The following is a 23,734-nucleotide window of genomic DNA, read 5'->3' on the forward strand; positions in this document are numbered from 1 at the left end:
CGCGGCCGCACCCGACCCTCCCCCCGGCGTCCGGCATCCCGCCAGGTGGGGGTACCCGGCGCCGCCGTCGGCACACGTGTCACTCCTGTCACAAGGGGCTCTTCAGCCACTTTGCCGAGGTCGGGTACGCCATTCGTATAACCGCGCGCGAAATCTCCGTGAAGGAATGCGTGATCAACCCTGATATTGATCACGGCATCACCCGTCCGGCGGCCCTCGATCAATTTCGGAAACGGCACGCATCGCTCCTCGGCCACCGAACGGAGTAGCGGAAGTCGTACGCTTGGAACCGGACAAAACGGGACGTTCGTCCACTTGGGGCGGGCGCGTGAGGCGTGTAACGTACGCGTTTCGCCCTGTCCGGACAGCCCCTCCCACCTGCGAATTCCCGCCTTCCGGGGCCCCGCGCAGCACGTTCCGGTTGCAGTTGTCAAGCCCCGAGATATGCCCTGACCTGCGAAAACGCCATTCAGAAGACGCCGTATCCGTGTTACCCTGGATAGCCACGGAAGGGGTACCTGTCACATGACGTTCAAGGTTGGCGACACCGTGGTCTATCCCCATCACGGGGCCGCGCTGATCGAGGCTATCGAAACTCGCCAGATCAAAGGCGTGGACAAGACCTACTTGGTGCTGAAGGTCGCCCAGGGTGACCTGACGGTACGTGTGCCAGCGGACAATGCGGAGTTCGTCGGCGTGCGTGATGTGGTCGGTCAGGACGGACTCGACCGGGTCTTCGAGGTACTGCGCGCGCCGTACGCCGAGGAGCCCACGAACTGGTCCCGTCGTTACAAGGCAAACCTGGAGAAGCTCGCCTCCGGCGATGTCATCAAGGTCGCGGAAGTCGTGCGTGACCTGTGGCGTCGGGAGCGCGAGCGCGGACTGTCCGCCGGTGAGAAGCGCATGCTCGCCAAGGCCCGCCAGATTCTGGTGAGCGAGCTCGCCCTCGCGGAGAACACGAACGAGGACAAGGCCGAGGCCCTGCTCGACGAGGTGCTCGCCTCCTGACGTGCCCGCGCCGTGGGTGGCGACGGCCGGTCGGCTGACCGGCTGATCCGCCCCGCACACTCTCAGCACGCAGCACAGTGAAAATGCCGCGGTGCCCGATGACACTGAACCTGTCGCCGGGCGCTGCGGCATGTTCGTCCCCGCGGCGCCGTACGTGCCGTACACGGGAAGCCCCGGAAAAGGAAGCAGGCCCCCCGATACTCGGTGTGCCGGGCCCGGGTGGATGGCTCGACCAGGGTCACGGAAAGGGTCCGGTCAGGGCGTCGCGCCCGGCACTCCTCCAGGCCATACCCACCTAGGTCGAGCACACAAACCTGACAGGAACCGATGTCTGACGAATCGCGTCCCTCGCCCGCACAGCCGCCCCTCGCGCCCGCCGGCGCGCCCGTCGCCGCGGTGATTCCCGCCGCCGGCCGGGGCGTACGACTCGGGCCGGGCGCCCCCAAGGCGCTGCGCGCGCTGAACGGCACGCCCATGCTCATCCACGCGGTCCGTGCGCTGGCCGCCTCCCGTCATGTCTCCCTGGTGATCGTCGTGGCCCCGCCGGACGGCGCCGCCGAGGTCAAGTCCCTGCTCGACGCGCACGAGCTGCCCGGAAGCAGCACGGACTTCCTGGTGGTGCCGGGCGGGGAGAGCCGCCAGGAGTCGGTGCGGCTCGGGCTCGCCGCCCTGCCGCCCGAGTACGGCGTCGTCCTCGTCCACGACGCGGCCCGCCCCCTGGTCCCGGTCGACACGGTCGACGCGGTCATCGAGGCCGTGCGCGACGGCGCCCCCGCCGTGGTGCCCGCCCTGCCGCCGGCCGACACCGTCAAGGAGGTCGAACCGGCCGCCGAGCCCGGGGCGCCCGAGCCGGTCGTCGCCACGCCCGAGCGGGCCCGGCTGCGCGCCGTCCAGACGCCCCAGGGGTTCGACCGCGCGACGCTGCTGCGCGCCCACGAGACCGTGACCGACGACGTGACCGACGACGCCGGCATGGTGGAGAAGCTGGGCCTGCCCGTGGTGACCGTGCCCGGCCACGAGGAGGCGTTCAAGGTGACCCGCCCGCTCGACCTGGTCCTCGCCGAGGCGGTCCTGGCCCGCAGGAGGCTGAACGATGGCTTCTGAGACCACCCCGGTGGTGCTTCCCCAGGTCGGCATCGGCACCGACATCCACGCCTTCGAGGAGGGCCGCGAGCTGTGGTGCGCGGGCCTGAAGTGGGAGGGCGAGGGGCCGGGACTCGCCGGACACTCCGACGCGGACGTGGTCGCGCACGCCGCCTGCAACGCCCTGTTCTCCGCGGCCGGCCTCGGTGACCTGGGGCAGCACTTCGGCACCGGACGTCCCGAGTGGTCCGGCGCGTCCGGCGTCACGCTGCTCACCGAGGCCGCCCGGATCGTCCGCGCGGCGGGCTTCACCATCGGCAACGTCGCGGTCCAGGTGATCGGCCCCCGGCCGAAGATCGGCAAGCGGCGGGACGAGGCGCAGCAGATCCTCAGCGAGGCGGCCGGCGCGCCGGTCTCCGTCTCCGGCGCCACGACGGACGGCCTCGGCTTCCCGGGGCGCGACGAGGGGCTGATGGCGGTGGCGACGGCGCTGGTCGCGCGGGTGGCCTGAACCCCGCGCCCTCCTGGTGCGGGTGAGCCGAGCGCGTGCGAGGGTACCCGGAGAGTCACGTCCACGGCTTTCCGGAGGTACCCATGCCCGCCGCCCTGTCCGACCGGCTCAAGTCCCTGCTCGACGGCAAGGTGTTCATCGTCGTCGGCACCGTCCAGCCCGACGGCAGCCCGCAGATGTCCCCGGTCTGGGTGAAGCGGGACGGCGACGACATCGTCTTCTCCACCACGGTCGACCGCCGTAAGAAGAAGAACCTCGACCGCGACCCGCGCGTCACCGTGACCGTCATGGACCCCGAACGGCCCTACGAGTACGCGGAGATCCGCGGCACCGCCGAGATGACCGCCGACGGCGCGCAGGACCTCATCGACGAACTGAGCCTCAAGTACACGGGCAAGAAGTACGCCGAGTTCAACCCGGACTCGGTGAACGACGCCGAGCGGGTGGTGGTGCGGATCACCCCGCGCAAGGTCGTCGGCAGCCTCTGAGGAGCGCCGCGCGGGTACGCCCGCGACGAGCGCACGGCGCGGTAAAGAGGGGAAGGGGCGTGAGGCACCGGCCCGCGCCCACTACCCTGGAGTGGTGACTATTCGCCTGTACGACACCAGCGCCCGGCAGATCCGTGATTTCACCCCGGTCAAGCCGGGTTGTGTCTCGATCTACCTGTGTGGCGCCACCGTGCAGGCGGCCCCCCATATCGGGCACATCCGCTCGGGCCTCAACTTCGACATCATGCGCCGCTGGTTCGAGTACCGCGGCTACGAGGTGACGTTCGTCAGGAACGTCACCGACATCGACGACAAGATCATCGCCAAGGCCCACGAGCAGGGCCGCCCGTGGTGGTCCATCGGCTACGCGAACGAGCGCGCCTTCAACGACGGCTACACGGCCCTGGGCTGCCTGCCCCCGTCCTACGAGCCGCGCGCCACCGGCCACGTGACCGAGATGGTCGAGATGATGCGCACCCTCATCGAGCGCGGCCACGCCTACGAGGCCGACGGCAGCGTCTACTTCGACGTCCGCTCCTGGCCCTCCTACCTGGAGCTGTCCAAGCAGGACCTGGACGAGATGCGCCAGCCCGCCGAGGAGGGCATCACCGGCAAGCGCGACCCCCGCGACTTCGCCATGTGGAAGGCCACCAAGCCCGGCGAGCCCGACTGGGAGACCCCGTGGGGCCGCGGCCGTCCCGGCTGGCACCTGGAGTGCTCGGCGATGGCCCACAAGTACCTGGGCTCCGTCTTCGACATCCACGGCGGCGGCCTGGACCTGATCTTCCCGCACCACGAGAACGAGATCGCGCAGGCCAAGGCCTTCGGCGACGAGTTCGCCCGCTACTGGGTGCACAACGCCTGGGTCACCATGAGCGGCGAGAAGATGTCCAAGTCGCTCGGCAACAGCGTCCTGGTCTCCGAGATGGTCAAGCAGTGGCGCCCCATCGTGCTCCGCTACTACCTGGGCACCCCGCACTACCGCTCGACCATCGAGTACAGCGAGGACGCCCTGCGCGAGGCGGAGTCCGCCTTCGCCCGCATCGAGGGCTTCGTGCAGCGGGTCACCGAGCTGGCCGGCAAGACCGTGGAGCCCGCCGCCGAGGTCCCGCCCGCCTTCGCCGAGGCGATGGACGACGACCTGGGCGTCCCCCAGGCCCTCGCCGTGGTGCACACCACCGTCCGCCAGGGCAACAGCGCGCTCGCCGCCGACGACAAGGACGCCGCGGTCGCCCGCCTCGCCGAGGTGCGCGCCATGCTCGGCGTCCTCGGCCTGGACCCGCTCGACCCCCGGTGGGCCGGCGAGTCCGAGCAGAGCGAGGACCTGCACGGCGTGGTGGACAGCCTCGTCCGGCTCGTCCTGGACCAGCGCGAGTCGGCTCGCGCCCGCAAGGACTGGGCCACCGCCGACGCCATCCGCGACCAGCTCGCCCAGGCCGGCCTCGCCATCGAGGACAGCCCGCAGGGTCCGCGCTGGACGCTGGGCGCGCGCTAGCCTCCGGGGCCGCCCGGCCTTGATCGATTGTGCCGCCCGGCCCCCCGGGCGGCACACTGCATAAGACGTACGTACGAACGAAGCTCACGGAACGGATGACTCATGGCCGCGAACAACCGCCGCATGTCCGGCAAGAAGGGCGCGCAGGTCGGCAGTGGCGGCCAGCGGCGCCGGGGCCTGGAGGGCAAGGGCCCGACCCCGCCCGCCGAGATGCGCAAGGGCCACGCCAAGCAGCGCGCCGCCGCGGCCAGGACCCGGCGCGCGCAGGGCGGCCGCCCGCAGCAGCGCAGGGGCGGCGGCCGGTCCACGTCCGAGCTGGTCGTCGGCCGTAACCCGGTGGTCGAGGCGCTGCGCGAGGGCGTGCCCGCGAACACCCTGTACGTGCAGCAGTTCATCGACAACGACGAGCGCGTCCGCGAGGCCCTCCAGCTCGCCGCCGAGCGCGGCGGCATCAACCTGATGGAGGCCCCGCGCCCCGAGCTGGACCGGATGACCAACGGCCTCAACCACCAGGGCCTGGTCCTCCAGGTCCCGCCGTACGAGTACGCGCACCCGGAGGACCTGCTCGACGCCGCCGCCGACGAGGGCGCGGACCCGCTGGTCGTGGCGCTCGACGGGGTCACCGACCCGCGCAACCTCGGCGCGGTCGTCCGCTCCGTCTCCGCCTTCGGCGGCCACGGCGTGGTCGTGCCCGAGCGCCGCTCGGCCGGCATGACGGCGGGCGCCTGGAAGACCTCCGCCGGCACCGCCGCCCGCACCCCGGTGGCCCGCGCCACCAACCTCACCCGGGCGCTGGAGCAGTACAAGAAGGCCGGTCTGACGGTGGTCGGTCTGGCCGCGGACGGCGAGGCCGAACTCGGCGACCTGGACGCCCTCCAGGGCCCGGTCGTGATCGTGGTCGGCAGCGAGGGCAAGGGCCTGTCCCGGCTGGTCGGCGAGACCTGTGACGTCCGGGTGCGCATCCCGATGCCGGGCGGCGCCGAGTCCCTCAACGCCGGTGTGGCCGCGGGCATCGTGCTGTACGAGGCCTCCCGCGGACGGAGCTGAGAGCCGCCGGGGGCGACGCGCCGACGGGCTGAACACCCGTCCGGAACTTCACCCTTACGCGGGAATTCCGGCGTCCGTATGGCGTGCGACGCTGCTTTGACGGGGCCCGGACACATCCGGCCGGTCAAAGCAGTGTCCTAACTCCACGTCACTCGGTTAGATGAGTGTGGACACCAGAACACCCCGCACACCCACGGGGGACCGCTCGTCGGGATTCGACGACGCTCCCGCGCTGAGCATGGTGAAGGTGCCGAGCGATCCGGCGCAGGTCATCGTCAACCACGCCAGCTTCCGCGTGCAGCTGGGCGCGACGGCCCGGCGCACCCGGTCGCCGCGGATCGCCCGTCATCTCAGCGCCGGTCAGGACACCGCCCGGATGCCCGTTGCGGGCACGGCGGGCAGGGCCGGCGCCGGCCGCCGCCGTCCCCTCGTGTGGAGCGGCAAGTCCGCCCCCGACGACACCGGCGCGCACCGGCTCCTCCAGGCCGTGCGGGGCAGCATCGTCGGTCACGCCGACGAGCCCGACACCGGCGCCACCCGGGTCATCCCGCGCGTCGGCACCACCGGCTACGGCGACGCCTACGACGCCCTCGACCAGACCGTCGAGACCCCCGTCGTCGGCCATCAGCGCACCGCCCCCGACGACGGCGGCACCCGTCTGCTGCCCCATATGCGCACCGGCTCCTACGACCGACAGCCGTACGCCCAGCCGGGGTTCGGGTCCTACGACGAGTACGACGAGTACGGCGAGTACGGCGAGTACGGCGAGGACACGGGCTCCCACCCGTTCGCCGAGGAGTACGACCCCGACGCCCCGCGCGCCGCCAAGCGGGCCGCCGACGACCCCGGCAGGCACGCCTACTACCCCGGCCGCCGGATGAACCTCGGCGTGGTGCTGCTCCCGCTGCGCATCTTCCTCGGCTTCATCTCCATCTACGCCGGCATGGGCAAGCTGTGCGACCCCGTCTACTTCGACGGCGGCAAGCGCGGCTCCATGGTCACCTGGCTCAACACCCTGCACCCGTGGGACGTCGCCGAGCCGCTGCGCCAGGTCGCCCTGCACCACCCGGTCGGCTCGGGCCTCGTGATCGCGTTCCTCCAGGTCGTGGTGGGCGTGCTGACGATCCTCGGCTGCTGGCAGCGGGTGGCCGCGGTGGTCGGCGCGCTGCTGTCGGCCGCGCTGATCGTCACCGTCAGCTGGAAGACCGTCCCGGCGTACGACGCCCCCGACATCATCTACCTGGCCGCCTGGTCCCCGCTGATCATCGCCGGTGCCCCCGTCTACTCGGTGGACGGCCGGCTCGCGGGCAGCGCCTGGCGGCGGCTCGGCCCCCGCTCCGACATCTGGGAGCTGCGCCGCTACGTGCTGCGCCGCGGCGCCCTGATCACGGCGCTCACCGTCGGCCTCACCCTGCTGGTCGGCTCGCTGCTCGGCGGCGCGGTCCGCGACTCCAGCCGGGTGGTCGTCCCCGGCCCCGGCGAGGCCCCCCGCAACAACGTCCCCGGCTCCCCGCTCCCGGGCGAGCCCGGTGCCCGGCGCAAGCACACCCCCTCGGTCCCCGCCTCGCCCTCGGGCGGCGCCACGGCCGGCGCGAGCCCGTCCGGCGCGGCCTCCACACCGGGCGTGACGCACAGCGCGGGCGGTACGACGACCACGCCCAGCCAGACGCAGGGCACCACGGGTCAGCTCCCGCCCCGCCAGTCCGCGCCCACCGGCGGCGCCCCCAGCACCACGGCCGGACCGACCAGCACGGGCGGCACCGCCACCTCCGGCGGCACCTCCCCGGGCGGCGGCGCCACCTCCAGCGGCGGTGGCTCCACGGGCCAACCGGGCCTGGTCGGCGGCCTGTTGGGCTGACGCGAAGCAACGGAAGAGGGCCCCCGCACCTGCCCGGTGCGGGGGCCCTGCCCTGTACGGCGTGCGCGCGGTGCTACCGGCCCAGCCCCGCCAACTCCTTGGCCGCCTCCGTCAGGTCCTTCGCGGTGTCGATGGCCCGCCAGTACGCCCCCTGCGGCAGCGGGAAACCGGCGAGCTTGCGCTGCCGGGCCAGGCCCGGGAACGTCGTGCGCTCGTGGTCGCCCCGCTCGGGCAGCAGCGTGGTGAACTCCGGGGAGAACACGTACACACCGGCGTTGATCTCGAACGTGGACGGCGGCGCCTCGATGAAGTCGGTGATGTGGCCGAAGCCGTCGGTCTTCACCGCGCCCCAGGGGATGCGGGGCCGGGCCAGCGCCAGCGTCGCCACGGCGTCCCGCTCGGTGTGGAAGTCGGCCATGTCCCGCAGCGAGAAGCGGGTCCAGATGTCGCCGTTGGTGGCGTACCAGGGCCGGTCGGGGTGGGGAAGGTGCGCGGCGGCGAACCTGAGGCCGCCGCCGCGGCCGAGGGGCTCGGTCTCCACGACGGTGCGCACGGAGACCGGCAGCCGGGCCGAGTCCAGCCAGTCCTGGAGGACGTCGGCGAGGTGGCCGCAGGAGACCACCACGTCCGTCACACCCTCCTCGGCGAGCCAGGTGAGCTGGTGGCCGATGATCGGGGTGCCCGTGCCGGGGATCTCGACCATCGGCTTGGGCCGGTCGTCGGTGTACGGACGCAGCCGGGAGCCCTGGCCGCCGGCCAGGATCACGGCTTGGGTGGGGCGCGACGCGGCGTTCGGATGGGTCATGACCCGCACTGTACGTGGCGCCCCGGCCGGGGTTCAGCCGCGTGCGGCCAGCACCCCGGTGGCGAAGGAGGTGTCGCACACGGGGCGGGCGTACGACTGGGCGCGCGAGGCGCCGTAGATGCGCACCGCGGCCTTGCCGAGGGCGCGGGCGATGGCGGAGCAGTGCCGGGCGAGCGCCGGGCGGCCGTTGACGGCCTCCTGGAGGTGGGTGAGGACCACACCGGGGTTCTTCTCGTGCAGCTCGCTCATCAGGCGGTCCCGCAGCACGTCCTCGGGGGCGTGGGCGACCGCCTTGGGGGCGGCCTCCGCCGGGATGACGTCCGAGGCGGTGAGCACCGAGCTGGCGGGGCTTCCCGTCCAGTTGACCCGGGTGACCGCGAGGGTTCCCGAGAGCACCAGGACGACGGGCAGGACGAGGGCGAGGGAGCGGCCGACCCGGCGGGCAGGGCCCCGGTGGCTGCGTCGCGTCTGAGTGGTGATGGAGTGCTTCACGCGTGTGAGGGTAGCGGCCGGTAACGACGCGGGGACGGTCGGTCACCCTTACGGGGGATGAGAAACGACGGTTTTCGGGGTAAGGGGTTGACGGCCGTGCCCGGGACGATCATGCGAAGAGGGCCCCGCGGCGCGCCGCGGGGCCCTCTCGTCGGACGGTGCTCAGTCGGACAGCCGCTCGCCCGTGGAGGTGGAGAAGACGTGGGTCTCGCCGGGCCGCGGCACGACGTGCAGCGTGGCGCCCTTCTCCGGCACCTGGCGGCCGGGCACCCGCACGACCAGCTCCTTCGACTCCCCGTCGAGTTCGGCGCTGCCGTAGACGTAGCCGTCGGCGCCCAGCTCCTCGACGACGTTCACCGTGACGGCGAGGCCGGCCGGGGCGTCGGCGGTGTCCTTGCTGAGGGAGCTCGCCACACCGCCGTTGTGCTCGACCACGTCGAAGTGCTCCGGGCGCACGCCCACGGTCACCGTACGGTCACCCTTGTCGGTGGCGGCCTTGAGGGCGTCCCGGTTGACGGGCACCACGCTGTTGCCGAACTTCACGCCGCCGTCTGTGATCGGGACCTCGACCAGGTTCATGGCCGGGGAGCCGATGAAGCCGGCGACGAAGACGTTCGCCGGCTTGTCGTACATGTTGCGCGGGGTGTCGACCTGCTGGAGCAGACCGTCCTTGAGGACCGCCACGCGGTCGCCCATCGTCAGGGCCTCGACCTGGTCGTGGGTGACGTAGACGGTGGTGATGCCGAGCCGGCGCTGGAGCGAGGCGATCTGGGTGCGGGTCGAGACACGGAGCTTGGCGTCCAGGTTGGACAGCGGCTCGTCCATGAGGAAGACCTGCGGCTCGCGCACGATCGCGCGGCCCATCGCGACACGCTGGCGCTGACCGCCGGAGAGGGCCTTGGGCTTGCGGTCCAGGTACTCGGTGAGGTCGAGGATCTTCGCGGCCTCCTCGACCTTCTGCCGGATCTCCGCCTTGTTGACGCCGGCGATCTTGAGCGCGAAGCCCATGTTGTCGGCGACCGTCATGTGCGGGTACAGGGCGTAGTTCTGGAACACCATGGCGATGTCCCGGTCCTTGGGCGGCAGGTGGGTGACGTCGCGGTCGCCGATGCGGATGGCGCCGGCGTTGACGTCCTCCAGACCCGCGAGCATGCGCAGCGAGGTGGACTTCCCGCAGCCCGAGGGGCCGACCAGGACGAGGAACTCGCCGTCCTCGATCGCGATGTCGAGCTTGTCGACGGCGGGCTTGGTGGAACCCGGGTAGATCCGGGTCGCCTGGTCGAACGTGACAGTGGCCATGGTGAATGGGCCCCCTTCTACCGGCAGGAACGTGCCGGACGATCCGTTGTAGGAAGGTGGTTGGTGTGGTCCACGCGAGTGAACTGATCCGAGACGGTACCCGGCGATCACCGGTCTGTCAGTACATGGGTGGCTGTGAACTTCGGGGAAATTTTCGACAGGCCCACGAGGCGACGTGGGTACACTGCACAGGCAGGCCCGCGCACCCGCGGACCAGGCCTCCTTAGCTCAGCTGGTCAGAGCGCCGCTCTTGTAAAGCGAAGGTCGTCGGTTCGAATCCGACAGGGGGCTCTTGAATTGAACAGCGCGAACGCCCCGGCCGATGATCGGTCCGGGGCGTTCGACATCCACGGGTGACATCAACCGGGGCGGTCACGCCCGGTCGACACGGCGCCTGAGCAGGCGATCCATGTGGCTGATGGCCTCGCGCTGCGTGTCCGAGGCCGCGTGCGTGTAGACATCCATGGTGATGCTGATCTGGCTGTGCCCCAGGATCTCCATCACGACGCGGGGCGCGACACCGGCCGCGGTGAGGAGCGTGGCGCAGCCGTGCCGGGCGTCGTGAAGGCGGATGCGCCGAAGGCCGGCGGCGGCGGTGATGCGGAAGAATGACCGGTTGATGTTCTGCGGGTCGATCGGGCGGCCGGTGCGGGTGGTGAAGACGTAGTAGGACGGCGCCAGCTCGGCTCCCTTGAGCCGCGCAGCCTCGGTCTGCCGCATCCGGTGCCAGCGGAGCGCTGCCAGGCAGATCAGGGGAAGCGGCACGGGACGTGCCCGGCCGCTCTTGGTGGTGTCCTCGTACAGTTCCCCGCCTACGCGCTGCACCTGATTGCGCCGCTGGACCCGTGACATCCTGCGCGGATCACCTTTGGCGTAGGACGCCGCCCTCATCGTGAGCGAGCTGAGCACCAACGCGATCCGCCACACGGCGAGCGGCTTGGACTCCGGCATCTTCCACCTGGCCGTTGCGGTCTCGGGTCAAGTTGTCGCGGTCTCGGTCACGGACGATGGGGGTACGGGCACGGCCCCGAAGGTCGAGCACCAGGACCACGACGCGGAACACGGCCGGAGCCTGGACATGGTCAGCCTCATCGCCCACCGGGTGGTCGTCCACAACAGCGACCAGGGCTGCACGGTCACCGCGGAGCTGTATGCGGACCCTCGGCGGGGAGGACGCTGGTGCTGAAACGAGGCTTCTGGTGTGAGTGCTGGACCGAGGACCTGGCCGAGCAGCAGCGGCCGGCACTGCTGGCATCGTTCGACGCCTACTCGGCACCACAGGCGGACCGTTGGGTCTCGGTCGCCCTCCGGACGATCTCACCCGCGCTGGACGCGGACGCCTCAGACGAAGCGTGGGAGTGGCTGTACGAGGGCCGCATCGAGACCCGACGAGCCCTGTTACGGGCGGAACCGTGCACGGTGTCAGTGACCCACGCCGGCACCCGGATCACGTGGACGATCCGACCAGCGCTCTTCCTGCCCCATTGGCCCCCCGCAATACTCGCGAGCGTTGCGGGGGGCCAATTGCGGACCCATTTCGGTGAACGGCTGTACGCTCAAATGCACGTGAATGCCGCGTTCGGCACTAGTGCCATCGGTCAACCAGCCGGACATCACCCAAACCCAATCCTCCGCTACCTCGGCAGGCCGAGCTCCTTTAGGTAGGTCAGGCGAGCGTTTATGGCTGCAGCGAAGTGGCGCCAGTCGAGACTGTCTACGGGCTCCTTGGGGTACGGGTCTGCGGCTGAGGACGTGACGTAGCAGACGGCGTCGTAGAGCTGTTCATCGACGAGCCTTCGACAGAAGATCCCGAAGCGATCCTGGTACGAGGCTCCGTGCCAGATGTTGTCCACGGGGAGTGCGCCCGTGGCGGTCTTGACTGGCCTGCGGGACCCGTCGCTGTCCTCCATGATGAAGAAGTACCCGAGCCACGGCTTCTCCCTGGGGAACAGCTCCGCCAGAGCCGCACGGCGCAGGTCGACTGCGCTACCCAGAGCTTCCTCGACACGGTTGTTGTAGTTGTTGCCGTACGACGGACCGCCCAGCGCTTTCAGTTCGAACGCAGCGACGAGCACTCCCTCGTGTACGACTACGACGTCCCACTGCTTCTGTGGCCGGTAGTAGCCAGGGAGTTCGAGTCTCTGCGAGGTCTTGACGCGGATGCTCTCTTTCGGGTACCCGGCGTGGATGAAGAACTGAGCTATCAAGGTCGCGATCGAGTCAAAGTGCTTGCCGCCTCGCACACTGCCCGCGGTGCCGGCCCCAACGGCGTTCCGGATGGCCGACTGTTCGCCCTGCAGTTCCTTGACCCCCCAGTAGGCGGCTATGGCGTCCTCGAAGTCCTTGCGGGTGACCGTCACGGGCGGCTTCTCCTACTCGGGCAGCTCAGTAAGTCCGTATACGCGCAGGGCGGCCTCCGTGGCTGCCTCCACGTCCCTACGGTCGAAGGCCTCCGCAAGAGCAACCTTATCGCTCTGGTCGATGGCGTTCGGGTCGGGCACACGGATCTTACGGAGATACTGAGCTTGGAAGCGCAGAGTCCCCCCACGCATCTTGACCGCGTAGGCCTCCACGAACGCCTGTGCGATCTTGGACAGCAGGAGACCACCAAGGACACGCATGTCCCAGGCGTCCGAGACGAGGAAGTACAGGTTGTGGTGGGGGTATAGCCGCCCTTGGTCGAGGACCGGATGGATCGTCAGTTTCATGTCTGGGAAGAGCAACTTCGGTTGGCGGGTAAGCCGTGAGTCCACCTTGTCGATCGTTTTGTACCAGCGGTGAGGTTGCTTGACGGCTACGTACCTCTTGCGCAGTGCGTCACCATGCTTGTTGAAGTACGAGGCGAGCCGCGGGTAGGCGTTGAGGTCGACCAGGTCGCCTCCTTCGCTCCATGGATTGACGAGGTAGGTGCCGCTCCAGTTGAGAGTTCCGCTTGTCGTGTCGCGGACCATCGCCATCGGCAGAAGTCGGTCAAACTCGACTGCGTTGGCGTCCTGGGTTAGGAACACTTTGTCGGCACCGGTGGCAACTCCGATGCCCACCCGCGTTCCGGTGCGTGGATCCTCCAGCAGCCCGAAGCGCTTGGTGAGGTCCTCCAGCATGGCGAGCCGGGCTGGGGAAGCAGCCGGCCAGGATTCTTCTTCCGGGAACCAGTGAGGCAGGCGCGCGGCCTTGAAAGCACCTGTTTCAATCCGCTCGTTCTCCCCGGACTGGCACCAGTCCGCGAAGTCACGGGCCCGTGCAGCGTCGAAGAGCCGTGTGGTGTCAGCAGCGACGGCCGGGCCTTGAGACCGGTTGGAGATGAGCGTGATGGCGGGATACGCGGCGACCTGCTCATCGAAGGCATCCACGTCATGCATAGCCAAGACGAGGTCCATGCTGAACCGACGGGTCACGAGGCGGCGCAGGGCGCGGCCGTATTGGTTACGCATCCAGCGGTCGGCGCAGATGAAACCGAGTCGACCGCCGGGAGCAAGGCTACGCAGGGCCGTCTCGTAGAAACCGATGTAGATGTCGGCTCGGCCGCTCATGCTTCGGCAGGCGCTCCGGTAGGCAGCCATCCGGTCATCGGGGACGTCCTCCAGCCGGATGTACGGAGGATTCCCGACGACGTAGTCGGCACGGTGCTCAGATTGGGGCTGAAGCAGGTAGTCACCTTGTTGCACCCAGTCCGCCGCAATCTGCTCGGCCTCACCCGAGGCCCACCCCTCCCCTTGCAGTGTCCGCGCGATCACAGCTCGACTCAGCTCGACGTTGCGGTCCAACAGGTCGAAGGCCCGGACCGCACCAGAAGCGTCAGCAAGAGTACGCCCGTGGGCGCGGCAGGAGGCGCTCACACGGGAAGCGATGACACCCAGGAATGCGCCGGCCCCGCAGGCTGGCTCTATGAGCCTCACTTCGCACAGGTCCATATCCGGCGTGTAGCCGATCAAGTCCAAGATCAGCTCGACCACCCAACCACGAGTGAACACCTCGCCGTGTTCCACCGCTTCCTGCAGAGACTGGGGGATGGTGAGGTTGTCGGTACCGAAGAGCGCGAGAGTTGCCACCCTGGGACATTACCGCCCCGCTCCTAGAGCCTCCGATGTATCCACAGAACGCAGTCGTCACATCACAGTGACATAAGGTGCCGCCTCAGCCGTGCCCGATCGTTGCACGTGGTTGCAGGGTTCTGACATTCACGAGTGACATCAACGACAGCGGACGACGGCGACAACCAGCAGCCGTGTGCAGCAGCTGGACACGAGGCGAGCCTCGACCAAGCCGAGGGGAGATCGAACTTGTAAAGCGAAGATCGTCGGTTCGAATCCGACAGGGGCTCTTTCGCTGCCTGGGACAACGCCCCCGTGATCAGGGATCACGGGGGCGTTGACGGCAGTCGTCTGTCCGACGAACCGGCGAGGGGGTGGCCAGGGGGCCCGGTGACTGCGCGCGGTCGGTGGTCTCGGGCGGGTCCGGACTGCCTCAGGCGGCCTCCCGTTCCGGGCGGTGGTGCAGGACCGGGCGGGAGAGCAGGCCGTAGGCGTGGGCCGCCGAGACCAGGGTCATGTGCCGGTGCCAGCCGGGGAACGAGCGTCCCTCGAAGTCGAGCAGCCCGCCGTGCTCGCCCAAAGCGGACACGGTCGTCAGGGTGCGGGCGTGCAGCGAGGCGAGGGCGAGCAGGTCGGCCATCCTGCGCTCCGGCAAGTTGGTCAGCCAGATGCGCCTCGGCAGCTTGCGGACGGGGTCCCACTCGGCGAAGACTCGGCCGACCGAGGGGACGCGGCCATGACCGGGGCGCAGGCCTGGGATCTCGGCCGGGCTCGAGATCACCTGGATTCGACGCGGGCGTCCGTCCGGACCGACCGTCACGGCCACGTCGGGATGCCGGATACCGTCGCGCAGCAGCAACTGGCGGGCGGAGAGCGGCGGCAGCGGCTCATGCTGTGCCCGCCCGATGTACGGCTCAGGAGCGGGGGCGAGCGGCAGCTGACCGCTCACCGCGAGCACGAAGCCGTGCCCGCGCCCGTGCGGCCGCTCGATCAGCGGCCGCACGTCCGTCACGCCGGTGAGATCCGCCACCACCGGCGCCCGCACCAGCCCCGGCTGCGCCGCCAGCCCGTCGACGAGGTCCAGGGCCTGCGCCCACAAGGCCTGCTGCCGGGTCTCCTCGGGGATCCGCGCCCGGCGTCGTGCTTCTGCGTCACCCACCCACTGCTCGGGCAGGTGCAGCCGCCAGTCCACCGGGACCTGTCCCTCCTCGCCGGACAGGAACAGGGCCAGGCCGAGCTGGCAGTTGACGATTCGGCCCTGCTCGCGGACGAACCGACGGTGGACCCCGACCGAGTGCGCGCCCCGCTTGGGCAGGACCGTCGGTGCGAGGGTCCAGGCGCGCACGGTCAGCCGCTCGCCGGTCCAGCGGACCAGCTCGCTGCGGGTGACGTCCCAGTCCCAGGGGCTCGCGTTGACGAACTGCTGCAGCGACTGGGACGCGGTCGGTGACGACGTCACGGCCTCGGCCATTCGGCGCAGGGTCTTCTTGCCCGGGGTCGCCAGCAGACCCTGCAGGTACACCTGGCCCCATCGCTGCTGGTCGACACGGTGCAGATGGCCGAACAGCCGCTGGGTGAAGGCGGTGAAGTCGGCGCGGCCGTCTGCCGGCCGTCTCCGCCCGCGCATCTCCCGTCCGTCCCGAACCTCTCGAATCGCTGACACTCCATCCCCCTCGGTGCGGTGCGGTGCGATCCAGTCGAACACCCAAAGCATAGAGAACGTTCGCTTTGTTTCGCGCCAAGTGTGCGCGACTTTGGCGAGTTCGCCCCTCCTTAGACCTCCCAGCAGGGGAAATGTCAGAACTCGGCATATGGAGGAGCACATGCAGGAGAGAGCCGCAAAGACGCACGACGCCCTGATTCGAGCTGCCGCGGAGGAGTTCGACAGACAGGGGTACGAGGGTGCCTCGCTGTCCAGGGTCAGCAAGGGAGCGTGTGCCTCGATGGGGGCGCTGACCTTCCACTTCCCCACCAAACGGGACCTCGCCGTCGCGGTGCGCGCGGCCGGCCGCGACGCCGTCGCCCACGTGGTGCGCGACGCGGCCGACGACACCCGGGCGCCGCTGGAAGCGCTGGAGGGGCTGACCTTCGCGCTGGTACGGCTGCTGGAGCGGGACGTGGTGGCCCGCGCGGCGGCCCGGCTGGAGCGGGACTCGCCGCCCGGCGGTCCGGAGGCGTGGCCGGTGCGGGAGTGGACCAGGGCTCTGCGGGCCCTGCTGGAGCGCGCCACCGTCGCCGGCGAGCTCCGGCCGGGTGTGTCGCTGGACACTGCCGGGGTGCTGCTGACCTGGCTGGTGGAGGGCAGCCGTGTGGTGCCGGCCGGGTGGGCCGAGGAGATGTGGGAGGTGCTGCTCCATGGGTTGAGCGCGAAACCGCCGCCGCGCTGACCCGGCGAAGGGGGCCCGACCAGCCCTTCTGCGGAGGCGGGGAAGCCTGCCGAACGGCCGACGCCCGCCGGCCGCATGCCGCCCCGACCCGAGCCGAACGCCCGCCGGCCCCGAGCCGAGCGGGGGAAGACCGGCCGGAACCCGAGCGGGGGAAGACCAGTCGGAACCCGACCCGAGCCGGGGAAGACCGGCCGGAATCCGTGGCTGCGCGACGCGACGCCGTCGCCGCCGAACTCGACGGCCGCCCACGCAGAACGCTCGGCTGGGAAACCCCAGCCGAGCGTTCTGCACAGACTGCTCACGGCCTGGTCGACACGTCCACGCCCCAAGGAACCGCCGGTCGGGGCCCCTTCGTCGTACCCGCGGGGCTACGCCCCCGGCACTCCGGCGAGCTCCCGCTGGACGTCCGCGAGGGACCGGTTCTTGGTCTCCGGGACCGTGCGGACGACGAAGAGGGCGGCCCCGCCCGACACCGCGGCGAAGAACCAGAACACCGCGCTCTTCCCGACCAGATCGGCGGCCGGCAGGAACATCTGTCCGACCACGAAGTTGGTCGCCCAGTTCACCAGCGCGCACACCGCGCCACCGCGTGCCCGCGCCTGGGGCGGGAACAGCTCCGCCGCGAGGATCCAGAAGACGGGACCGAGCCCGACCGCGAACGCCGCCACGTAGGTCACCATGCACACCAGTGCCGTCACATTGGTCACCGGCCCCGACGGCAGACCGAGCACCACACCCAGGGCGACCAGCGAGAGCGCCATCCCGCCGAGCGAGAACAGCAGCAGCGGCCGCCGCCCGGGACGCCAACCCGTCGCGCCCACTTCGGCATGTCCGCCGACTTCCGGAACTCGCCCTTGCCGACGCCCGCCGCAGGCCCGAGAGTCCAGGCGAGCCCGGGTGGCAGAACCCGGCACCGACGCGTCCGTCACCCAGGCGGACCGAGCCCGAACGGAGCGAACTGTGAGCACACTTCCCGGAGCCCGGGCCGTCCACCACATCGCCTACACCGTGCCCGACCTGGACCAGGCGGTGAGCTTCTTCGTCGACGTCATCGGCGCCGAACTCGCCTACACGCTGGGCCCGGTGGAGGACCGCGAGGGCGACTGGATGACCCGCAAGCTCGATGTCCACCCGGCGGCCTCGGCGAAGATCGCGATGCTGCGCCTCGGCCCGGTGACCAACCTGGAGCTGTTCGAGTACTCCTCGCCCGACCAGGACCGCGCCCGCCCCCGCAACAGCGACTGGGGCGGCCACCACTTCGCGATCTACGTCGACGACGTCGACAAGGCAGCCGCCTATCTGCGCGACGTTCCCGGCGTCACCGTCCTCGACGAACCGGAAACCATCACCGAGGGCCCGATCGCAGGCGACCGCTGGGTCTATTTCACCACTCCGTGGGGCCTGCACATGGAACTCATCAACATGCCCGCCGGAATGCCCTACGAGGAATCCACGGACACCCGCCTCTATCTCCCCGAGGAGAACTGGGACGCGCACCGTCCCGTCGCGCCGGTGGACGAATCCGTGAACAGCAATCCGTTCAACCGGAAGGTCATCGAGGAATTCCGTACGAACGGCGGCCGGGTGGCCGACTTCGGCGAGGTCCCGCTGCTGCTGCTCACCACCAGGGGCAGGCGCAGCGGCACGGTCCGCACCACCCCGCTGGTGCACCTGGAGCACGAGGGCCGGCACATCGTCTTCGCCGCCAACGGCGGGTCCGACACGCACCCGGCCTGGTACCGCAACCTGGTCGCCGCAGGCAGCGGCACGGTCGAGCTGCCCGGCGGCCGCCGCTTCCTGGCCCGCCCCGAGCCCGTGCCGGCCGCCGAACACGAGGAGCTGTGGGCCCTGCAGACCGCCCAGGACCCCAACTTCGCCCAGTTCCGCGGTAGGACCGGCCGTGCCATCCCGGTCGTCGAACTGGTTCCGGTCGGCTGAGCCACACCGTCGTACGAGAAGAGGCACTGTGCCGGAGACCGTCGCCACCGAGGAGTTCCGGGCAGCCCGGGACTTCCTGCTGGCCCACCGCGAGGACTACGCCACCGCCCACGAGGGCTTCCGGTGGCCGCGTCCCGAACACTTCAACTGGGCGCTGGACTGGTTCGACGTCATCGCGGAAGGCAATGACCGCACCGCACTGCAGATCGTGGAGGAGGACGGCAGCGGGACGAAGCTGTCCTTCGCCGAGTTGTCCGAGCGCTCCAGCCGGATCGCCATGGGGCTGCGGGAGACCGGGGTCCGGGCGGGCGACCGGATCCTCGTCATGCTCGGCAACCAGGTGGAGCTCTGGGAGACGGCGCTGGCCGCGATGAAGCTGCGCGCGGTACTCGTCCCGGCGCCCCCGCTGCTCGGCCCGGCGGACCTGCGTGACCGGGTCGGCAGAGGGAAGGTGAAGCACGTCATCGCCCGGGACCCGGCCAGGTTCGCCGAGGTGCCCGGCGGCCACACCAGGATCGCGGTGGGAGAGGACCGGCCCGAGGGCTGGCTGCCGTACGACCGGCTGCGCGCCGCCTGCGCCGACTTCGTCCCCGACGGCCCCACCCCGGCCGACACCACACTGCTGCTCTACTTCACCTCGGGCACCACCGCCCGCCCCAAACTGGTGGAGCACACCCACACCTCGTACCCGATCGGGCACCTGTCGACCATGTACTGGATCGGCCTGAAGCCCGGTGACGTCCATCTGAACATCTCCTCGCCGGGCTGGGCCAAGCACGCCTGGTCGAACCTGTTCGCACCGTGGAACGCGGAGGCGACGGTCTTCGTCCACAACTACGGCCGGTTCGACGCGGCCCGGTTGATGGCGGAGATGGACCGGCACGGGGTGACCTCCTTCTGCGCCCCGCCGACGGTGTGGCGGATGCTGGTCCAGGCCGACCTGACGCAGCTGCGCAGGCCGCCGCGCGAGGTGGTGGCGGCGGGGGAGCCGCTCAATCCCGAGGTGATCGAACAGGTGCGGCGGGCGTGGGGGGTGACCGTCCGGGACGGGTTCGGGCAGACGGAGACGGCCGTGCAGATCGCCAACAGTCCGGGACAACCCTTGAAGACCGGTTCGATGGGCCGCCCGAGTCCGGGGTACCGGGTGGAGCTGCTGGACCCGGTGTCCGGGGCCCCGGGCGCCGCGGAGGGCGAGATCGCGCTGGATCTGTCGGTGCGGCCGGTGGGGCTGATGGCCGGCTATCACGGAGATCCGGACCGTACCGCGCAGGCGCTGGCCGGGGGTTACTACCGCACCGGTGACATCGGCTCGCGTGACGCCGACGGGTACATCACGTACGTCGGGCGGGCGGACGACGTGTTCAAGGCGTCGGACTACAAGATCAGCCCGTTCGAGCTGGAGAGCGCGCTGCTGGAGCACGAGGCGGTGGCGGAGGCGGCGGTCGTGCCGGCCCCGGACGCGCTGCGGCTGGCGGTGCCGAAGGCGTGGAGCGGAGACGACGTAACGGCTCTGGGCGCGCAGGGCGCCTTGGCCGCTGTTCGCCACCGGCGGGACCACCGCGAGGGTCAGGGCCAGGGCGACACAGGCGAGCAGGGCGATGCCGGCGAACACCGACTGCCACGGCAGGACATGGCCCGCGTAGGTGGCCAGGGGCACGCCCAGGAGATTGGCGGAGGCGATGCCTCCGAAGACGACGGCCACCGCACGGCCCTTGCGGTCGGGGCCGACCAGGGACGCGGCGGCGGCCGACGCCACCCCGACGAACAGCCCGTGCACGGCCCCTGCGACGGCCCGGACGGCGAGCAGCGCGGCGAGCCCCGGAGCGAGCGCGGTCAGGCCGTTGGCGGCCGCGTACACCGCCAGCGCGCAGCACAGCAGCGGACGGCGCGGCATCCGGATGGTCAGCGCGGTCAGCGAGGGACCGCCGACGCAGACCCCGAGCGCGTAGGCGGTCACCAGGAGGCCCACGGTCCCCACGGAGATGTGCAGCCCGGCCGCGATCCGGTCCAGCACACCGACGGCGACGAATTCGGCGGTGCCCACGACGAACGCGCTTAGACCGAGGACGAGCAGGGCGGCCTGGTTCCTGTGCCGCGGTGAACTGCGCGGCGGCCGGGCCTTGACGAGTTGCGTGGTGGCGACGGTCCGGGACACGGCTGACACGGCTGACTCCTTCGTAACGGCGACGGTGTGCCGCAAGGACATCAGCGTGAGCACGACATGTCGCCGCCAACCACCCCAAGTCGCAACGGATTGCGGAACCGGGGCGAGCCGCTCAGGCGGCCGTCGTCCCCCCGTCGACCGGCATGGCCGCGCCCGTGACGAAGGAGGAGCGGTCGCCGCACAGCCAGACGGCGGCCTGGGCGACCTCGGTGGGGTCGGCCATCCGCTTCTGCAGGGTCTCCTCCTCGAACTGCCGCTCCAGCCGCGGCACGTCCCGGACGACCTGGTCCATCATCTCGGTGCGGGTGCTGCCCACCACGAGCGCGTTGACCCGGATGCCGCGCTGCCCGTACTCGGCCGCGGCCGCCCTGGTGAGCCCGAGGACCGCGTGCTTGGCGGCGACGTACGCGGCCGACGCCCCGGTCGCGCGCTGCCCCGCGACGCTGGAGGTGTTGACGATGGCGCCGCCGCCGTTGCGAAGCATCTCGGGGATCTGGAAGCGCAGGCAGTTCCAGACGCCCCGCACATTGACGTCCATGGTCTGCTCGTAGACGTCCTGCGCGGTCTCGTGCAGCTCGGTGCCGGCGGTGGCGAACCCGGCGTTGTTGAAGGCGCAGTCGAGCCGGCCGAACCGGTCGACGCCGGCGCGTACGACCCGCTCGACGTCGGAGGCGGAGGTGATGTCCGCGGCGACCGCGAGGGCTCGCCCGCCGGCCTCGCCGATCTCCTCGACGAGTGCCCGCAGCCGCTCGTCACGCCGCGCGGTCAGCACGACGGCGGCGCCTTCCCGAGCGAACAGCCGAGCGGCAGCGGCCCCGATCCCACTGGAGGCGCCGGTGATCATGGCGACCTTGCCGTCGAGGACGAGTGAAGTGCTCCTGGTGCTCACGATGCGAAAATCCCCCCGTTGAACGACTTCTCTAGGCGGACGCGGCCGCGGACTCGGGCTCTGTCCAGAACGTGCCCCGCTCCAACTCCCCATCGACGACCCGCAGCAGCTCCTCGTCGATCGCATCCAGCGTCCCCACGACGTGCCGCACCCCCGCCTCCCGCATCAACTGCGGCTGGTGACTGTGCGCGAAGTCCGTCGGATGGCCGATGAATCCTACTCCCAACTCCTTTGCGGACTCGGCGACCCGTGCCACGTCATCGACGAACACCGCCTGGTCGTACGCCACTCCGAAGACCTCGGTCGTGATCTCGTGCAGCCCCGGCCGGAAGTCGTTCGTGCACACGTACCCGGGCCCGTCGAACAGCTCGGCCCACTCGCCGAGGAACCGCTCGAAGTGCTCGACGCCGAGCCCGCCGTAGCAGACCGTGCGCAACCCCAGCGCCCGCAGGCGCTCGACCAACGCGATCGCGCCCGGCGTCAGAACGACCGGGTGTTCGGCGAGGTAGACGTCGCGTTCCTCGAAATACGCGGCCAGTGCCTCCTCCCCGGTCAGCCCGCCGGGCAGCGCCGCCGCCATGTTCCGGCCGGCGATGTGCTGGGGCTGGGAGAAGACGGAGCGCTCGAGGTCCGCCGAGTACCGGCCGCCGTTGCCGGTGATGAACCGGTGGATGACGGGGCTGAACGTGTCGTTGAGCAGCACCCCGTCGATATTGAGGGCCGCGAGCCTGAGGCGGGCGAAGGAAGCGGGCAGCGACATGGAACCTCCGTGAACGGTCAGGCCGCGGACGTGCGGACCCGGTTGGGGCCGACCTCGATACGGGCGACGATCGCCGGGACCGCGATGCCGGGCAGGAGCAGCCGCCACATCCTCGTGACGCGCTCGATCAGGTCGGTGCGGCCGCTGGCCACGGCCGAGAACATCTGCATACCGGTACACGCCTCGACGACGAACTCGCCCACCTCGGCGGGGTCCACCCCGGCCTGCAGTTCCCCGCGCTCGTGCGCGTCCCGCAGGCAGTCGGCCATGATCCCGGACCAACTGCGGTACGGAGTGGCGTCCTGGACCCCGAAGGAGACCTGCTCGTTGGTGAGCCGGACACCGGCCCGCAGCAGCGGGTCCTCCTGGAGTCGCCGGGACCAGGTGAGAGTGATGTCCACGAGGCGCTGGAGGCCGCGGGAGTCCAGCAGCGGAACGATGGTCTTGGGCTGGCTGTTCATCACCGCCCGGGCCAGGTCCTCCTTGGAGTCGAAGTGGAAGTAGAGCGCCCCCGCGGTGAGCCCGGCCCGTTTCAGGATCCGGTTGATGCTCGCCCCTGAGTAGCCGTACTCGTCGAAGGTCTCGGCCGCCGCCAACAGGAGTGACTCCCGGGTATGCACTGCACGCTCCTGCTTCTCGCTGGCCATCGGCTGTACCTCCCTGAAAGTAGAACGCTCCTTATGTTACGGGCCCGATAGGTGTTTTGGGCAACCCCCAGGTTCTCGGGCAAAGAGCATCAATGCCCCCAATGGTCGACGGGTGGCTTTGCTGAATACTGAAGAACACCTTGCCTGCCCTTGACTTCTAAAAACAGAACGCTCTTTATGTTATGGAGACGTCCTGAAGACGTCTTCACACATCCGAACTTGTTGGGGGAGTCATGTCCGGGGTGTTTCCGCAGCAGATGTCCGCTGCCGTCGCGCACGGTCCCGTGATGGCCGTGCACCAGGAGCACGTGCACAAGGCGAACAGCGCCGAGGTCCTGCTCTCGTCGTGGCGGGCTCTGGGCCGCGACTCGTACGTCGTCCACGCCCACTGGCCGAGCGCGCACCTCTTCTACCGCCCGGTCCGCGGGCTGTACGACCCGCTGCTGCTCGCCGAGTCCGTCCGCCAGGCCGTGCCGCTGCTGTCGCACGTCGCCTACGGCGTCCCGTTCGGCCACCGTCAGGCCTGGGAGAACCTCTGCTTCGACCTGAACTCGGTGGCGATGGTGGCCACCACCGCCCCGGCCGACCTCGATCTGCGGATCACGTGCTCGGACGTGGTGCGCCGTGGCGAGCGGCTGGCCGCGCTGACCATGGCCGTGGACATCACCCTGAACGGACAGCGCCTCGGCACCGCCCGCACCCGCTTCAACAACCAGCCGCCCGCCGTCTACCGCCGGCTGCGCGGCCCCCACGCGGACCTCGCCCGGGCCGCCGCCCGCGCCCTGCCGCCCGGCCCGCCGATCGACCCGCGGGAGGCCGCCCGAACCCGCCC

20 protein-coding genes, 2 tRNA genes and 5 pseudogenes are annotated in these 23,734 nt (G+C 70.4%); 15 read left to right on the forward strand and 12 right to left on the reverse strand.

The window, feature by feature from the left end:
* Nucleotides 1-525 precede the first annotated feature (525 nt).
* The 7 genes from FRZ03_RS00670 to FRZ03_RS00705 all read left to right on the forward strand — a co-directional run bounded on the left by FRZ03_RS00670 (nt 526) and on the right by FRZ03_RS00705 (nt 7,490).
* Nucleotides 526-1,008 carry a CarD family transcriptional regulator gene (locus FRZ03_RS00670; protein ID WP_003953493.1) on the forward strand — a complete coding sequence of 161 codons (483 nt, stop codon included), beginning with the start codon at nt 526-528 and terminating at the stop codon, nt 1,006-1,008.
* Between the two features lie 327 nt (nt 1,009-1,335).
* Complete coding sequence (ispD, locus tag FRZ03_RS00680) at nt 1,336-2,112, forward strand: 2-C-methyl-D-erythritol 4-phosphate cytidylyltransferase (protein ID WP_146463026.1); 777 nt, start codon at nt 1,336-1,338, stop codon at nt 2,110-2,112.
* Nucleotides 2,102-2,602, forward strand: a complete 501-nt coding sequence (gene ispF, locus FRZ03_RS00685; protein WP_146463027.1) for a 2-C-methyl-D-erythritol 2,4-cyclodiphosphate synthase — start codon at nt 2,102-2,104, stop codon at nt 2,600-2,602. The genes ispD and ispF overlap by 11 nt, the downstream gene beginning before the upstream one ends.
* A gap of 83 nt (nt 2,603-2,685) precedes the next feature.
* A complete protein-coding gene (locus FRZ03_RS00690; protein WP_146463028.1) occupies nt 2,686-3,090 on the forward strand; it encodes a PPOX class F420-dependent oxidoreductase in 405 nt (134 codons plus the stop codon).
* A gap of 94 nt (nt 3,091-3,184) precedes the next feature.
* Entirely contained in the window at nt 3,185-4,585 is a 1,401-nt protein-coding gene (gene cysS, locus FRZ03_RS00695) for a cysteine--tRNA ligase (protein WP_146463029.1), read from the forward strand.
* A gap of 102 nt (nt 4,586-4,687) precedes the next feature.
* Nucleotides 4,688-5,632 carry a 23S rRNA (guanosine(2251)-2'-O)-methyltransferase RlmB gene (gene rlmB / locus FRZ03_RS00700; RefSeq protein WP_146463030.1) on the forward strand — a complete coding sequence of 315 codons (945 nt, stop codon included), beginning with the start codon at nt 4,688-4,690 and terminating at the stop codon, nt 5,630-5,632.
* A 160-nt stretch (nt 5,633-5,792) separates the two neighbouring features.
* Nucleotides 5,793-7,490 (forward strand): DoxX family protein, encoded by a 1,698-nt coding sequence (locus FRZ03_RS00705; protein ID WP_186785204.1) that lies wholly within the window; start codon nt 5,793-5,795, stop codon nt 7,488-7,490.
* Nucleotides 7,491-7,563: 73 nt separating this feature from the next.
* On the opposite strand, the gene FRZ03_RS00710 is transcribed toward FRZ03_RS00705, so the two are convergent.
* From FRZ03_RS00710 to FRZ03_RS00720, 3 genes are all read right to left on the reverse strand, one after another.
* On the reverse strand, nt 7,564-8,295 hold the full coding sequence (locus FRZ03_RS00710; RefSeq protein WP_146463031.1) for a nucleotidyltransferase family protein: 732 nt from the start codon (nt 8,293-8,295) through the stop codon (nt 7,564-7,566).
* Nucleotides 8,296-8,328: 33 nt separating this feature from the next.
* Nucleotides 8,329-8,787: a hypothetical protein gene (locus FRZ03_RS00715; protein ID WP_146463032.1), complete on the reverse strand. Its 459-nt coding sequence runs from the start codon at nt 8,785-8,787 to the stop codon at nt 8,329-8,331.
* Between the two features lie 162 nt (nt 8,788-8,949).
* On the reverse strand, nt 8,950-10,086 hold the full coding sequence (locus FRZ03_RS00720) for an ABC transporter ATP-binding protein (RefSeq protein ID WP_146463033.1): 1,137 nt from the start codon (nt 10,084-10,086) through the stop codon (nt 8,950-8,952).
* Between the two features lie 217 nt (nt 10,087-10,303).
* Between FRZ03_RS00720 and FRZ03_RS00725 the strand changes: the two genes are divergently transcribed.
* Nucleotides 10,304-10,377 (forward strand) — tRNA-Thr (locus FRZ03_RS00725).
* A gap of 81 nt (nt 10,378-10,458) precedes the next feature.
* On the opposite strand, the pseudogene FRZ03_RS00730 reads toward FRZ03_RS00725, so the two are convergent.
* A pseudogene (locus tag FRZ03_RS00730) lies at nt 10,459-10,920 on the reverse strand (tyrosine-type recombinase/integrase); the annotation flags it as partial.
* On the opposite strand from FRZ03_RS00730, the pseudogene FRZ03_RS00735 reads away from it, so the two are divergent.
* Together FRZ03_RS00735 and FRZ03_RS39945 are read left to right on the forward strand one after the other, a co-directional pair.
* Nucleotides 10,916-11,272: pseudogene (locus FRZ03_RS00735) on the forward strand (ATP-binding protein). The pseudogenes FRZ03_RS00730 and FRZ03_RS00735 overlap by 5 nt on opposite strands.
* A pseudogene (locus FRZ03_RS39945) lies at nt 11,263-11,568 on the forward strand (hypothetical protein); the annotation flags it as partial. The pseudogenes FRZ03_RS00735 and FRZ03_RS39945, both read left to right, overlap by 10 nt.
* 152 nt (nt 11,569-11,720) lie before the next feature.
* Here FRZ03_RS39945 and FRZ03_RS00745 read toward each other — a convergent pair.
* Entirely contained in the window at nt 11,721-12,446 is a 726-nt protein-coding gene (locus FRZ03_RS00745; protein ID WP_146463036.1) for a PaeR7I family type II restriction endonuclease, read from the reverse strand.
* A 12-nt stretch (nt 12,447-12,458) separates the two neighbouring features.
* Entirely contained in the window at nt 12,459-14,135 is a 1,677-nt protein-coding gene (locus FRZ03_RS00750) for an Eco57I restriction-modification methylase domain-containing protein (RefSeq protein WP_146463037.1), read from the reverse strand.
* Nucleotides 14,136-14,335: 200 nt separating this feature from the next.
* On the opposite strand from FRZ03_RS00750, the gene FRZ03_RS38720 reads away from it, so the two are divergent.
* Nucleotides 14,336-14,408, forward strand: a tRNA-Tyr gene (locus tag FRZ03_RS38720).
* 142 nt (nt 14,409-14,550) lie between these two features.
* Here FRZ03_RS38720 and FRZ03_RS00755 read toward each other — a convergent pair.
* The gene (locus FRZ03_RS00755; RefSeq protein WP_464862109.1) at nt 14,551-15,780 is read right to left on the reverse strand and encodes an IS701 family transposase; all 1,230 of its coding nucleotides are present in this window, start codon (nt 15,778-15,780) and stop codon (nt 14,551-14,553) included.
* A 160-nt stretch (nt 15,781-15,940) separates the two neighbouring features.
* On the opposite strand from FRZ03_RS00755, the gene FRZ03_RS00760 reads away from it, so the two are divergent.
* Entirely contained in the window at nt 15,941-16,504 is a 564-nt protein-coding gene (locus tag FRZ03_RS00760; RefSeq protein WP_186785206.1) for a TetR/AcrR family transcriptional regulator, read from the forward strand.
* Nucleotides 16,505-16,872: 368 nt separating this feature from the next.
* On the opposite strand, the gene FRZ03_RS00765 is transcribed toward FRZ03_RS00760, so the two are convergent.
* Nucleotides 16,873-17,325, reverse strand: a complete 453-nt coding sequence (locus tag FRZ03_RS00765) for an MFS transporter (protein WP_261398445.1) — start codon at nt 17,323-17,325, stop codon at nt 16,873-16,875.
* Between the two features lie 139 nt (nt 17,326-17,464).
* Here FRZ03_RS00765 and FRZ03_RS39950 point away from each other — a divergent pair, with 139 nt between their 5' ends.
* Together FRZ03_RS39950 and FRZ03_RS00780 are read left to right on the forward strand one after the other, a co-directional pair.
* Entirely contained in the window at nt 17,465-18,442 is a 978-nt protein-coding gene (locus tag FRZ03_RS39950) for a nitroreductase/quinone reductase family protein (protein WP_261398446.1), read from the forward strand.
* A 28-nt stretch (nt 18,443-18,470) separates the two neighbouring features.
* Nucleotides 18,471-19,931: pseudogene (locus FRZ03_RS00780) on the forward strand (AMP-binding protein); the annotation flags it as partial.
* Between the two features lie 63 nt (nt 19,932-19,994).
* On the opposite strand, the pseudogene FRZ03_RS41100 reads toward FRZ03_RS00780, so the two are convergent.
* The 4 genes and pseudogenes from FRZ03_RS41100 to FRZ03_RS00800 all read right to left on the reverse strand — a co-directional run.
* A pseudogene (locus FRZ03_RS41100) lies at nt 19,995-20,648 on the reverse strand (MFS transporter); the annotation flags it as partial.
* Nucleotides 20,649-20,718: 70 nt separating this feature from the next.
* Nucleotides 20,719-21,495, reverse strand: a complete 777-nt coding sequence (locus FRZ03_RS00790) for an SDR family NAD(P)-dependent oxidoreductase (protein WP_261398447.1) — start codon at nt 21,493-21,495, stop codon at nt 20,719-20,721.
* A gap of 31 nt (nt 21,496-21,526) precedes the next feature.
* Nucleotides 21,527-22,255 carry an HAD family hydrolase gene (locus FRZ03_RS00795; RefSeq protein ID WP_146463042.1) on the reverse strand — a complete coding sequence of 243 codons (729 nt, stop codon included), beginning with the start codon at nt 22,253-22,255 and terminating at the stop codon, nt 21,527-21,529.
* Nucleotides 22,256-22,272: 17 nt separating this feature from the next.
* Nucleotides 22,273-22,902: a ScbR family autoregulator-binding transcription factor gene (locus FRZ03_RS00800; RefSeq protein WP_146463043.1), complete on the reverse strand. Its 630-nt coding sequence runs from the start codon at nt 22,900-22,902 to the stop codon at nt 22,273-22,275.
* Between the two features lie 233 nt (nt 22,903-23,135).
* Here FRZ03_RS00800 and FRZ03_RS00805 point away from each other — a divergent pair.
* Nucleotides 23,136-23,734, forward strand: a 599-nt coding sequence (locus tag FRZ03_RS00805; protein WP_315902611.1) for an AfsA-related hotdog domain-containing protein, incomplete at its 3' end; no start/stop codon positions are given.

The organism is Streptomyces misionensis (assembly GCF_007896895.1).
GTDB lineage: Bacteria > Actinomycetota > Actinomycetes > Streptomycetales > Streptomycetaceae > Streptomyces > Streptomyces misionensis_A.

What these genes read in the sequence shown, in the direction of transcription:
- FRZ03_RS00670 (WP_003953493.1), top strand. Translation starts at nt 526, where the DNA reads ATGACGTTCAAGGTTGGCGACACCGTGGTCTATCCCCATCACGGGGCC.
- ispD (WP_146463026.1), top strand. Translation starts at nt 1,336, where the DNA reads ATGTCTGACGAATCGCGTCCCTCGCCCGCACAGCCGCCCCTCGCGCCC.
- ispF (WP_146463027.1), top strand. Translation starts at nt 2,102, where the DNA reads ATGGCTTCTGAGACCACCCCGGTGGTGCTTCCCCAGGTCGGCATCGGC.
- FRZ03_RS00690 (WP_146463028.1), top strand. Translation starts at nt 2,686, where the DNA reads ATGCCCGCCGCCCTGTCCGACCGGCTCAAGTCCCTGCTCGACGGCAAG.
- rlmB (WP_146463030.1), top strand. Translation starts at nt 4,688, where the DNA reads ATGGCCGCGAACAACCGCCGCATGTCCGGCAAGAAGGGCGCGCAGGTC.
- FRZ03_RS00705 (WP_186785204.1), top strand. Translation starts at nt 5,793, where the DNA reads ATGAGTGTGGACACCAGAACACCCCGCACACCCACGGGGGACCGCTCG.
- FRZ03_RS00710 (WP_146463031.1), bottom strand. Translation starts at nt 8,295, where the DNA reads ATGACCCATCCGAACGCCGCGTCGCGCCCCACCCAAGCCGTGATCCTG.
- FRZ03_RS00720 (WP_146463033.1), bottom strand. Translation starts at nt 10,086, where the DNA reads ATGGCCACTGTCACGTTCGACCAGGCGACCCGGATCTACCCGGGTTCC.
- FRZ03_RS00760 (WP_186785206.1), top strand. Translation starts at nt 15,941, where the DNA reads ATGCAGGAGAGAGCCGCAAAGACGCACGACGCCCTGATTCGAGCTGCC.
- FRZ03_RS00795 (WP_146463042.1), bottom strand. Translation starts at nt 22,255, where the DNA reads ATGTCGCTGCCCGCTTCCTTCGCCCGCCTCAGGCTCGCGGCCCTCAAT.
- FRZ03_RS00800 (WP_146463043.1), bottom strand. Translation starts at nt 22,902, where the DNA reads ATGGCCAGCGAGAAGCAGGAGCGTGCAGTGCATACCCGGGAGTCACTC.